At 71.0% G+C, this 11,711-nt stretch carries 9 protein-coding genes; 1 reads left to right on the forward strand and 8 read right to left on the reverse strand.

What is annotated here, in order from left to right:
* Nucleotides 1–9: 9 nt before the first annotated feature.
* Entirely contained in the window at nt 10–1,344 is a 1,335-nt protein-coding gene (locus BM013_RS33035; protein ID WP_093133052.1) for an aminotransferase-like domain-containing protein, read from the forward strand.
* Between the two features lie 43 nt (nt 1,345–1,387).
* On the opposite strand, the gene BM013_RS33040 is transcribed toward BM013_RS33035, so the two are convergent.
* The 8 genes from BM013_RS33040 to katG form a co-directional block, all read right to left on the reverse strand.
* Nucleotides 1,388–3,028: an SMP-30/gluconolactonase/LRE family protein gene (locus tag BM013_RS33040; protein ID WP_093133201.1), complete on the reverse strand. Its 1,641-nt coding sequence runs from the start codon at nt 3,026–3,028 to the stop codon at nt 1,388–1,390.
* A gap of 248 nt (nt 3,029–3,276) precedes the next feature.
* A complete protein-coding gene (locus tag BM013_RS33045) occupies nt 3,277–4,293 on the reverse strand; it encodes a Bug family tripartite tricarboxylate transporter substrate binding protein (RefSeq protein WP_093133054.1) in 1,017 nt (338 codons plus the stop codon).
* A gap of 19 nt (nt 4,294–4,312) precedes the next feature.
* Nucleotides 4,313–5,308: a Bug family tripartite tricarboxylate transporter substrate binding protein gene (locus BM013_RS33050; protein ID WP_093133056.1), complete on the reverse strand. Its 996-nt coding sequence runs from the start codon at nt 5,306–5,308 to the stop codon at nt 4,313–4,315.
* Between the two features lie 21 nt (nt 5,309–5,329).
* Nucleotides 5,330–5,926, reverse strand: a complete 597-nt coding sequence (locus BM013_RS33055) for a 2-dehydro-3-deoxy-6-phosphogalactonate aldolase (protein WP_093133058.1) — start codon at nt 5,924–5,926, stop codon at nt 5,330–5,332.
* The gene (locus tag BM013_RS33060) at nt 5,923–6,846 is read right to left on the reverse strand and encodes a 2-dehydro-3-deoxygalactonokinase (protein WP_093133060.1); all 924 of its coding nucleotides are present in this window, start codon (nt 6,844–6,846) and stop codon (nt 5,923–5,925) included. Before BM013_RS33060 ends, BM013_RS33055 begins: the two co-directional genes overlap by 4 nt.
* Complete coding sequence (locus BM013_RS33065; RefSeq protein ID WP_093133062.1) at nt 6,843–8,030, reverse strand: mandelate racemase/muconate lactonizing enzyme family protein; 1,188 nt, start codon at nt 8,028–8,030, stop codon at nt 6,843–6,845. The genes BM013_RS33060 and BM013_RS33065 overlap by 4 nt, the downstream gene beginning before the upstream one ends.
* On the reverse strand, nt 8,027–8,944 hold the full coding sequence (locus tag BM013_RS33070; RefSeq protein WP_093133064.1) for a dihydrodipicolinate synthase family protein: 918 nt from the start codon (nt 8,942–8,944) through the stop codon (nt 8,027–8,029). Before BM013_RS33070 ends, BM013_RS33065 begins: the two co-directional genes overlap by 4 nt.
* A gap of 427 nt (nt 8,945–9,371) precedes the next feature.
* Complete coding sequence (gene katG / locus BM013_RS33075) at nt 9,372–11,627, reverse strand: catalase/peroxidase HPI (protein ID WP_093133066.1); 2,256 nt, start codon at nt 11,625–11,627, stop codon at nt 9,372–9,374.
* Nucleotides 11,628–11,711 lie beyond the last annotated feature (84 nt).

Genomic DNA, 11,711 nt, shown 5'->3' on the forward strand with positions numbered 1-11,711 from the left:
CATTGAACGATGGCTGAAGCCCGCTACAAGCAACTGGTCGACCGGCTCGCCGCCGAGATCCGCGCCGGACAACCGACGCCCGGCACGCGCCTGCCCACGCACCGGCAGCTGGCCGAGCGCCACGGGTTGGCGCTGGTCACGGCGTCGCGCGTGTATGCGGAGCTCGAGGCCATGGGGCTGGTGAGCGGCGAGGTCGGCCGTGGCACCTTCGTGCGCGAGACCTCGCTGGCGCCGGGCCGCGGCCTCGACCAGCAGGCCGTGGCTGCGGGCTTGGTCGACCTGAACTTCAACTACCCCTCGCTGCCCGGGCAGGCCGAGCTGTTGCGCGGCGCGCTGCGGCAGCTTGCCGGCGGCGGTGAAGTCGAAGCGATGCTGCGCTATGCGCCGCACGGCGGGCGCATGCACGAGCGCGCCAGCATCGCCCGGCACCTTGCCGCGCGCGGGCTGAAGGTCGAGGCCTCGCGCGTGTTGATCGTCGACGGCGCGCAGCACGGCCTGGCGGTCACGGCGATGGCGCTGCTGCAACCGGGCGACGTGGTGGCGGTCGACGCGTTGACCTATCCAGGATTCAAGCTGCTCGCCGACGCCCATCGGCTCGAGCTCGCGCCGATTCCGGCCGCGGGGCAGGGGCCCGACCTCGACGCGCTGGAGCGCCTGTGCGCGAACCGGAAGGTCCGCGCCATCTACACCATGCCGACGCTGCACAACCCGCTCGGCTGGGTGATGGGCGCGAGCCGGCGCCGCCGCCTGGCCGCCATCGCGCGGCGCGAGGGCCTGCTCGTCATCGAGGACGCGGCCTATGCCTTTCTCGCCGACGACCCGCCGCCGCCGCTGGCGGTGCTCGCACCCGAAACGACGGTGTATGTCTCGGGCTTTTCGAAGAGCGTGGCGACGGGGCTGCGCGTGGGCTTCGTCGTGGTGCCCGATGCCTGGGTGCCGAAGATCGAACGCGCCATCCGCGTCACGACCTGGTGCACGCCCGGCGTGACCACCGCCATCGCCTGCGCATGGCTGGAAGACGGCACGGTCGAGCGGCTGGAGGCGCAGAAGCGCCAGGACGCCGCGGCGCGCCAGGCGATTGCCGCCGAGGTGCTGGCGGGGCTGCGCTGCGTGCGCCATCCGGCGTCGTACTTCGTCTGGCTGCCGCTGCCCGAGGAAACCCGCGCCGACCGCGTGGCGGCCGCGCTGGTGCGCGAAGGGGTGTCGGTGTCGACGGCCGAGCCCTTCGCCGCCACGCCCCATGTGCCGCACGCGCTGCGCCTGGCGCTGGGGTCGGTGGACCTGGCGAGCCTGCGCGGTGCGCTGCAGACGGTGCGGCGGGTGGTGGGCGAGCAGTCGTGGTGAGCGCCCGGATGCCGCCCGTTTCCGCAAGCCGCGAGCCGAGGGCTCAGCCTGCGAAAGTGGCCTCCGGCAGGCCGCGTGCATCCGGCAGGCTCAGCGCGAACAGCGAGCCCGACAGCGGCGCGCTGGCCAGCTGCGCTTCGTCCAGGCGCAGCGACGCGCTCGTGATGAACAGCGTGTCGAGGTTGTCCCCGCCGAAGCAGCAACTGGTCGGTCGCGGCACCGGCACGCGCACGCGCTGCATCAACTGGCCGTCGGGCGAGTAGCGCGCAATCTGCCAGGCGTCCCACAGCGCGACCCACAGGCAGCCCTGGTCGTCGACGGTGAGGCCGTCGGGCTTGCCGTCCGATGCAGGAATGGTGATGAGCGCCTGCCGGTTGCCGACGGTGCCGCTCGCCAGGTCGAAGTCGTAACGGTAGATGGTCTGGCGGTAGGTGTCGGTCAGGTACATCGACCGGTTGTCGGGGCTCCAGCCCATGCCGTTCGGCACGGTGAAGCCGGTGTCGACCTGCCGCCAGCTGCCGTTGCCCTCGACGCAGAACAGGTGGCCCCGGTTGGCTGCGGCGCCCATGTCCATCGAGCCGACCCACAGGCGGCCGCGGCGGTCGCACTTGCCGTCGTTGTAGCGCACGTTGGGGCGTCCCGCCTCGGGGTGGCAGAACGGGGTGAGGCGCCGCGTCGACAAATCGAGCGCCATCAGGCCTCCCGGCGTGGCCACCAGCAGGCCGCCGCTGGCCTTGGGCACGACCAGGCTGGCCATGGTGCCGAGCGGCGTTTCGCTGTCGGCGCCGGTGGCGGCGTCGTAGCGGTGCACGGAGGGCGTGAAGATGTCGACCCAGTAGAGCGCGTTGTCCCGCGGCGACCACATCGGTCCTTCGCCGAGCAGCGAGCGAACCTGGCTCACGCAGCGCACCTCGGTGCTGGCGCCCAGTTCGGGCGGGGCCTGGGTGGCGATCGACATTGCCTTGCCGGCGGCGCTGTGCGAGATGTTGCGCGCCGCGCCGATCAGCGCGGACGACAGGCTGTGCGCGCGTGCCGCGTCGAGCCGGCTCGCGTCGGTGGCGATGGCGATGGCGCCGATGGGGCGGCCTTCGTAGTCGAAGATCGGCGCGGCGACGCCCGCGCGGCCCGGGTCGCGCTCGCCCTGCTCGATGGCATAGCCGCGCGAGCGCACCAGGTCGAACTCGGCGCGCAGCCCGGCCGGCGACACGATGGTCTGCGGCGTGAAGCGTTCCAGCGCCAAGGCCTGCACCAGCCGGCGCTGGCCCGCCGGGTCGAGGCTCGCGGCAATGGCCTTGCCGGACGCGCTGGCATGCACCGGCAGCCGCTGGCCCACCGCCGAACGCGCGGCCGGCGCGTCGCCCGCCGGCTCGCTGGCCAGGATCACCACGAAGGTGCCGTCGAGCACCGTGAGTTCCACGCTCTCGCCGAGCGCGTCGCGCAGCCTGGCGATTTCGTCCTGTGCGGCCACGCGCAGGTCGAACTCGCTCCACACGTCGTGCGCGAGCTCGAGCAGGCGCAGGCCGAGCTGGAAGGTCTTGTCGTAGGCGTTGTGCCGCAGCAGCCCTTCGCGCACCAGCGTCGCCAGGATGCGGTGCAGCGTGGCCTTGGGCAGGTCGCAGGCGCGCAGCAGCTCCGTGAAGGTCATCGGCGTGCGGCGTGCCGACACGATGTTCAGGAGGTTCATGGCCTTCTCCAGCACGCCCAGGCCAGGGGCTGCCTGGGTTGCTGCTGGAGGGGTGGCCTCCTGTGCGGGGCCGGCCGGGGTGTTCGCCGGAGAAGAGCTCGGATCGGGAGGCCCGCCAGGGGTGGCGCCGGTGCTGCGTTTCATGAAGGCACGAGAGAAGTTCCAGAGAGCGGAACAAGTGCGCCGATTCTATGCCGGGGACGTGCCTGGCCCGCGCCCGGTCCGTGCCCGGCCCGCGCCGTGCCGCCTCACTCGAGCTTGATGCCGCGCCCGCGCACCAGCTCGCCCCAGCGCGCGGTCTCGCTGCGAACGAACGCGCGCAACTGCGCCGGCGTGGAGGCCTGCGGCGTCACGCCGAAGCCGGCGAAGCGCTCGCGCACCGAGGGCGTGTCCAGCGCCTCGCGCAGCAGCTGCCCGAGCCGTTCGACGCCGGCGGCGGGCACCTTCTTCGCCGCGAACAGCGCGGCCCAGCCCGCGATGACGAACTCGTCGCCGCGCGAGCGCAGCACCGGCACGCCCGGCAGGCTCGCCAGCGGCTGCGCCGAGGTGACGGCCACCGCGCGCAGGCGGCCCGCCTGGATGAGCGGCAGCGCAACCGGCAGGTTCATCACGCCCAGCGACACGGTGCCGGCCACCACGTCGGGAATCAGCACGCTGTCGCCCTTGTAGGGCACGGCCAGGATGCGCGCGCCCAGCTTCTGGTTCAGCAGCTCGGTGGCCAGGTGCGACAGCGTGCCGACGCCGCTGTTGCCCGCGCTGAGTTCGCCGGCGCGGCCCTTGGCCACGAGATCGTCGATGCCGTGCAGGGGCGAGTTGGCAGCCACGGCCAGCACCAGCGGCTGTGTCGAGATCATGCCCACGGGCTGGAGGTCGCGCTGCACGTCGTAGCCCAGGTCGTTGCGCAGCGCGGGCAGGATGGTCATGGTGGTGCTGCCCAGCAGCAGCATGTGGTCGTCGTGGCTCGACGTCACCGCCAGCGTGCCCGTGATGCCGCCCGCGCCAGGGCGGTTGTCCACCACGATGGGCTGCCCGATGCGCGGTCCGATCAGCTCGGCCAGGATGCGCAGCGAGCCGTTGCCCGCGCCGCCCGGCGCGAAGGGCACGATGGCGGTCAGGGGCCGAGTGGGCCATGTGCCCGCTGTGCCCGCCGTGGCTGCCGTGGTCCCCGTGCCCGCATCGCTGGCCCATGCGGGCCAGGCGCCCGATGCAAGCGATGCGGCAAGCAGCCCGAGGGCCCGGCGTCGTGGGAGCGATGAATGGGTCATGGTCGGCTCCGGGCGCGGGCTACTCGGCCTTGATGCCCGCGTCGGTCACCAGCTTCTTGTAGAACGCCGATTCGTCGCGCACGGTCTTCGCGAACTCGGCGGCGGTGGAGCCCACGCGCACCACGCCGCGGTCGCGCAGCTTGGCCTCGGTGTCGGGCAGCCGCAGGAACGCCTGGATCTCGGTGGAGAGCTTCTCCACGATGGCGCTCGGCGTGCCCGCGGGCGCCATCACGCCGTGCCAGGGGTTCATCTCGAAGCCGCTCACCGCCTGGGCGATCGGCGGCAGCTCGGGCGCGAAGTAGACCGACTTGGCGGTCGACACGCCGAGCGCGCGCAGCTTGCCCGACTGCACCTGCGGCCACGAGGTGGCGGCCGCGTCCATGGAGGCGTCGATCTGCCCGCCCAGCAGGTCGGTGAGCATGGGCGCCGAGCCCTTGTACGCCACGTGGACCATCGAGGTGCCGGTCTTCTGCATGAAGAGCTCCATGCCCACATGCAGCGCCGACCCCGCGCCCGAAGAGCCGTAGCTGAGCTTGCCGGGGTTCGCCTTGAGGTACGCCACGAACTCGGGCACGGTGCGCGCCGGCACCTTCTGCGGGTTCACCACCAGGATGAGCGGCGTGATGCCCACCAGCGTCACGGCGGCGAAGTCCTTCACCGGGTCGTAGGGAAACGACTCCGGCTTCATGGCGGGGTTGATGGCGTTCGCCGCCACGTTGCCCATGCCGAGCGTGTAGCCGTCCGGCGCGGCCTTGGCGACCACCGCCATGCCCACGCTGGAGCCGGCGCCGGGCTTGTTGTCGACCACCACGGCCTGGCCCCACTTGGTCTGCAGGTGCACGGCGATCATGCGCGCCATGACGTCGGCGGCGCCGCCGGCCGGCACGGGCACGATCAGCTTGATGGGCTTGGACGGGTAGGCCGGCGGTTGTTGCGCCTGCGCGGCGCCCAGCGCGGGAAGCAGCGCGCAGGCCAGCGCGATGCGCAGCAGGGTTGTCTTGGGTGTGCGTGTCATCGATGTCTCCTCGAAGGGTGTTCAGGCGGCCGACCAGCGATCGACCAGTGCGCGGGCGCGGCCCGCCAGTTCGGCGGGGGCGATGCCCGGCGTGTACAGCGCCGAGCCGATGCCCACGCCCGCGGCGCCCGCCGTCTTGAACGCCGCGATGGTGCCGATGTCGACACCGCCGACACTGAACATCGGCGTGCCCGTGGGCAGCACCGCGCGCCAGGCTTTCAGCGCGGCGGTGCCGAGCAGCTCGGACGGAAAGAGCTTGAGCGCGTCGGCGCCGGCGGCCAGCGCGGCAAAGGCCTCGGTGGGCGTGGCCACGCCGGGCATCGCGTACATGCCGCGCGCCTTGGCGCGCTGCACGACCTCGGCATTGAAGTGGGGCGACAGCACCAGGCTCGCGCCCGCGTCCGCCACCTGGTCGACCTGCCGGCTGCAGAGCACCGTGCCCGCGCCGATGCGCAGGCGGTCGCCGAACGCGCGCGACAGCGCCTCGATGCTGGCCAGCGGACGCGGCGAGTTCAGCGGCACCTCGATGCAGCGAACGCCGCCTTCTTCCAGCGCATGGGCTACCGCCAGCACCTCTTCGGGCGACACGCCGCGCAGGATGGCGATCACGCCCTTCATGCCGGCGCTTTCATGCGAGCGGTCACCAGACCCGCTTCGAGCGCAACGCGCCATTGCCCGCGCGTGGTCGCGCCGTCGCTTGCGCGGGTCGAATCGATGCCCGCCAACTGCAACGCCGTTTCATAGCGGCTGCACAGGTCGTCGTCGCCCAGCAAGGTCACGCTGCGTTGCGGATGGCGCGCCGTGGCGCTCGCGATCTCGATGCCGATGAGGATGCCCGAGAGGTAGTCGGGCAGGCCCTGCGCGTCGATGTCGCCCATCAGGCCCGCGGTGCGCGCCGCGAAGATCACATGCGGTGCATTGGCATGCTCGCGCAGCCCCAGCCTGACGCCGGCCTCGAAGGTCTCGGGGCGCGCGGCGCCGAATGCCATGAGCCGCCCCAGGATGCCGTGCCTGGTGAGCAGGCCGTAGAGCTCGCCGGTCATGAAGGTCTCGAAGCGGTCGACGGCGCCGCCTTCGCCCAGCCAGGCCCATTTGCTGTGCGTGCCCGGCAGCACGCAGCAGCTGCCCGCGGCCAGCGCCGCGCCCCAGAGCTGCGTTTCCTCGCCGCGCATCACGTCGTGAACGCCGTCGCCGCCCATGCAGCGGATGCCGGGCACGATGTGCAGCACGGCACCGGGCCGGACTTCCACGCGCACCAGCTGCGATGCGGCCGACAGCAGGCCCGCGGGGCATTCGACGTAAGGCGCCTCCTGCCAGCCCTGGCGGCTGCCGATCATTCCGCTCGCGATGAGCGGCACGGCATGCGTGTCGATCCAGTCCGCGCACAGCGACAGCAGCGCCTGGGCAAAGCGGCGCTCGGGCACGGCCATGATGCCGCCGGGCGCGCTGCGCGCTTCGATCAGCCCGCCGCCTTCGTCGAGCAGGCTGGCACGCAGGTTGGACGTGCCCCAGTCAATGGCGATCAAGGATGCCTTCATTGCGAATGGCCTTTCTTTCTGAGGAACTGCCAGACCTCCGGCGCGGGCTCGATGCCCAGCCCCGGCCCTTCGGGCAGGTGGAAGGCGCCGGCCTCGCAGCGCATCGCGGTCTTGACGTACCGGAGGTTGCGGTCGAACACCGAGTGCTGGTATTCGTGCATGGGTGCGTTGGGCAGCGCGGCCGTCGCATGCAGGCTGGCGGCCTGGTAGATGCCCAGGCCGATGCTGGCGTGCGGGATCACCTTCATGTGGAAGGCGTTGGCCATGCGGCCGATCTGCATGAACTGGCTGATGCCGATGTGGCCCATCTCGGGCTGCACGATCGACATCGCGCGGCGCTCCAGGCGCGGGCGGTACTCGAACACGGTGCGCCATTCCTCGCCGAGCGCGAGCGGCACGCGCACGCTGGCGCCCACGTGGGCCTGGCCCTCGATGTCCTCCGGCTGGCAGGGCGCCTCCACGAAGTAGGGCACGTAGGGCACGAGCTGGTCGATCAGCTGGATGGCCTCCTGCGCGGTGAACTTCCAGTGCAGGTCGACCATCAGCTTGACCGCGTCGCCCAGGCCTTCGCGCAGCGCGCGCATCTCGGCGACGATGCCGTCGAAGGACACCGCCGCGTGGTACTTGAAGGCGTCGAAGCCCTTGTCGACGAAGCTGCGCGCCAGCGCCACCCGCGCCTCGAGCGTGGCGCCGGGCAGGCCCGACACGTAGGCCGGCACCGTCTGCAGCCGCTGGCCGCCGAGCAGCTTGACCACGGGCTGGTTCACCAGCTTGCCGAACAGGTCCCACACCGCGATGTCGATGCCCGCGATGGCGTCGACATAGAAGCCGCCGAAGAAGCCGCGCACGCGCATCAGGTCGTACAGGTCTTCCTGGATCACCACCGCGTCGCGCGGATCGCGCCCCACGATGACCGGGCCGATCACGTCGTCGATGATGCTGGTCACCGCGTCGGGCGCGACGATGCCGTAGGTCTCGCCCCAGCCCACGGTGCCGTCGTCGGCCGTGATCTTGATCAGCACCGACATGTCGGTGGAGGGATAGATCGCGCGGTTGCCCTGGCGCACGAGGTAGCCGCGTTCGTTGACCTGCTCGCCGGGGCCCAGCGGGCCCAGGTAGGGGGTGTCGCGCGGCAGCGAGACGATGAAGCTCTCGACCTGCGCGATTCTTGCAACGGCCGTCATGGCAGCTGGTCCTGCGGCAGCAGCAGGTCGCCGATGTCGCCCAGGAAGGCGTCGACGTCCGCCGCGTCGAGCGCGTCGAGCAGCGGGCCCGGCATGCGCTGGCGCGTGTCGGCAATGAGCCCGCGCTTCTTCAGCACGTACTTGGTGAGCGACCAGCGGAACACCGCCTGCACGTTGAGCACCGGCAGCATGCGCGTGAAGAGCGCGCGCACCCGGTCGGCGTCGCCTTCGCGGTGCGCCTTGAAGAGCGCCGTGTGTACCTCGGCCAGTTCGATGGCGGGCATGGTGCCGGCCGCGCCGCGGCGCAGTTCGTCGGTGATGTAGCGCCCGCCCGCGCCGCCGAACACACCCAGCAGGTGTGCGGGGCCGCGGTCGCGCAGCACCGTGAGGCGTTGTCCGCTCGGCAGCGTTTCTTCCTTCACGTAGCGGATGGCGGGCACGGCCGCGATCACCTCGAGCAGCACTTCGGGGTCGAGCCCCGCGCCCACGGGAAGCGGCACGTTCTGCAGCATGAGCGAGGCCTCGGGCGCGGCCTTGGCGACCTGCGTGAAGTAGCCGATCTGCTCCGCGGCGCTCTTGCGATCCGGGGGCACCGCCACCATCAGCGCCGCCGCGCCGCGCGCGCTGGCCGCGGCGGCGAGCCGGCCCGTGAGGGCCGCGTCGCTGCTGGAGACGCCGGCAATCACCGGCACGCGGCCCGCGACTTCGTCGAGCACGGCATCGACCAGCGACAGCCGCTCGTCCGGCGTGAGTTGCCCCACTTCGCTTGCGACGCCGGGGTAGGTGATGCCGTCGACGCCGCACCGCAGCAAGTACGCCACGAGCTTGCGCAGCGAGCCGACATCGGGGCGGCCTTGCGCATCGAAGGGGGTGGGGAGAACGGGGAATACGCCGACGAGAGAGGGAGGGCTCATGGCTGAAGGTTTTGCTTCCAGGAAAGTTTCATTGAATGGAAAAGTTGGTGAATTATGGGCAATGGAGGCGAGGTCGATGCGAGGGTTAACCCGGTCTTCTCGTGAGTGAATGTTTGAATTTCCCGTTCAATGGAAATTCAAGGCGCGTGAATGCGGCGCGCGCAAGCGCGATGCCGCCGTGCTGGCGGACCGGATCGCAAAAGTGAAACTTGGGGGAAACCGCCTGCCGCTGAGGGGTGTGGCGGTGTGTGCGCAGGAGACACGGTGTCCGTTGGTCACCGTGGGGCGTCCGCCCTGCGCTGCGGGTTCAGTTCGGCGCCGGCACGCCGGAGGCTTCCCGGCCTCCGGCGTGCAACGACGGTGTGCTCGCCTCAGGCGTGCAAGGGCGGCGTGCCCGCCTCCGGCGTGCAAGGGCGGTGTGCCCGCCTCAGGCCAGGTCGAACCGGTCGAGGTTCATCACCTTGGTCCACACGGCCACGAAGTCGCTGACGAACTTCTCCTGCGCATCCGAGCTCGCGTAGATCTCGGCGACTGCGCGCAGCTGCGCGTTCGAGCCGAACACCAGGTCGGCGCGCGTGCCGGTCCACTTGAGTTCGCCCGACTTGCGGTCGCGGCCTTCGTACTGCTCCTTGCCCGCGACCGGCTTCCACTCGGTGGCCATGTCCAGCAGGTTGACGAAGAAGTCGTTGCTCAGCGCGCCCGGCTGCTTCGTGAAGACGCCGTCCTGCGACTGGCCCGCATTGGCACCGATCGCGCGCAGGCCGCCGACGAGCACCGTCATCTCGGGCGCGGTGAGCGTCAGCAGCTGTGCGCGGTCGACCAGCAGCACCTCGGCCGGCACGCTGAACCGGGCCCTGGTGTAGTTGCGGAAACCGTCGGCGGCAGGCTCCAGCGGCGCGAAGGACTGCACGTCGGTCTGGTCCTGCGAGGCGTCGGTGCGGCCCGGCGAGAAGGGCACCTCGACCTCGCGGCCGGCGCTGCGCGCGGCCTGCGCCACGCCCGCGCCGCCGGCCAGCACGATCAGGTCGGCAAGCGAGATCTTCTTGCCGCCGGCCTGCGCGGCATTGAACTCATTGCGGATGCCTTCGAGCACCTGCAGCACCTTGGCCAGTTGCGCCGGTTCGTTGACGGCCCAGTCCTTCTGCGGCGCCAGGCGAATGCGCGCGCCGTTCGCGCCGCCGCGCTTGTCGGAGCCGCGGAAGGTCGAGGCCGAGGCCCAGGCGGTCGAGACCAGCTGCGCGGGCGTGAGCCCCGAGGCCAGCACCTTCTTCGTCAGCGCGGCGACGTCCTGCGCATCGACCAGCGCGTGGTCGACCTCGGGAATCGGGTCCTGCCAGATGAGCACTTCGGCCGGCACCTCGGGCCCGAGGTAGCGCGCACGCGGACCCATGTCGCGGTGCGTGAGCTTGAACCAGGCGCGCGCGAAGGCATCGGCGAACTGGTCGGGGTTGGCGAGGAAGCGGCGCGAGATCTTCTCGTAGGCCGGGTCGACGCGCAGCGACAGGTCGGTGGTGAGCATGGTCGGCGCAAGGCGCTTGGACGCATCGTGCGCGTGCGGGATGGTGCCGGCACCGGCGCCGTCCTTGGCCACCCACTGGTGCGCGCCGGCGGGGCTCTTCGTGAGCTCCCATTCGTGGCCGAACAGGTTCTCGAAGAAGTTGTTGCTCCACTGCGTGGGCGTGGTGGTCCAGGTCACCTCCAGGCCGCTGGTGATGGCGTCGCCGCCCTTGCCGGTGCCGAAGCCGTTCTTCCAGCCGAAGCCCTGGTCCTCGATGCCGGCCGCTTCGGGCTCGTGCGCCACGTGCGAGGCCGGGGCCGCGCCGTGGGTCTTGCCGAAGCTGTGGCCGCCGGCGATCAGCGCCACGGTTTCCTCGTCGTCCATGGCCATGCGCCCGAAGGTGTCGCGGATGTCGCGTGCCGCGGCCAGCGGGTCGGGGTTGCCGTCGGGGCCTTCGGGGTTCACGTAGATCAGGCCCATCTGCACGGCGGCCAGCGGGTTCTCCAGGTCTCGCGTGTGCGCCACCTTGCTGTCGTCGTCCTTCACCAGCACGCCGTGGTTTTCCACCACGCCCGGCGAGCCCTTCGAATAGCGCACGTCGCCGCCGAGCCAGGTGGTCTCGCGGCCCCAGTACACGTCCTGGTCGGGTTCCCACACGTCGACACGGCCGCCCGCGAAGCCGAAGGTCTTGAAGCCCATGGTTTCCAGCGCCACGTTGCCGGTGAGGATCATCAGGTCGGCCCACGAGATCTTCTGGCCGTACTTCTGCTTGATCGGCCACAGCAGGCGGCGCGCCTTGTCGAGGCTCACGTTGTCGGGCCAGCTGTTGAGCGGCGCAAAGCGCTGCTGCCCGCGGCCGGCGCCGCCCCGGCCGTCGCCGATGCGGTAGGTGCCGGCGCTGTGCCAGGCCATGCGGATGAACAGCGGACCGTAGTGGCCGAAGTCGGCCGGCCACCAGTCCTGCGAGTCGGTCATCAGCGCGGCGAGGTCTTTCTTCACCGCGGTGAGGTCGAGGCTCCCGAATGCGGCGGCGTAGTCGAAGTCCTTGTCCATCGGATCGGATTTCGACGAGTGCTGGTGCAGCAGGTCGATGCGCAACTGCTGGGGCCACCAGTCGCGGTTGGTGGTGCCGGCGCCTGAGGCCTGGCTGAAGGGACACTTGGCTTCGGTCTTGTCGTTGCTCATGGGGACTCCTGGTTTCGTGCTGCGGTGGAGCTTCAAATTCTCTGCCGGAAGATGGCGGGCGGCGATTGAACCGCCCAATTCCGG

The organism is Variovorax sp. OK605 (genome assembly GCF_900115445.1).
Lineage (GTDB): Bacteria > Pseudomonadota > Gammaproteobacteria > Burkholderiales > Burkholderiaceae_C > Variovorax.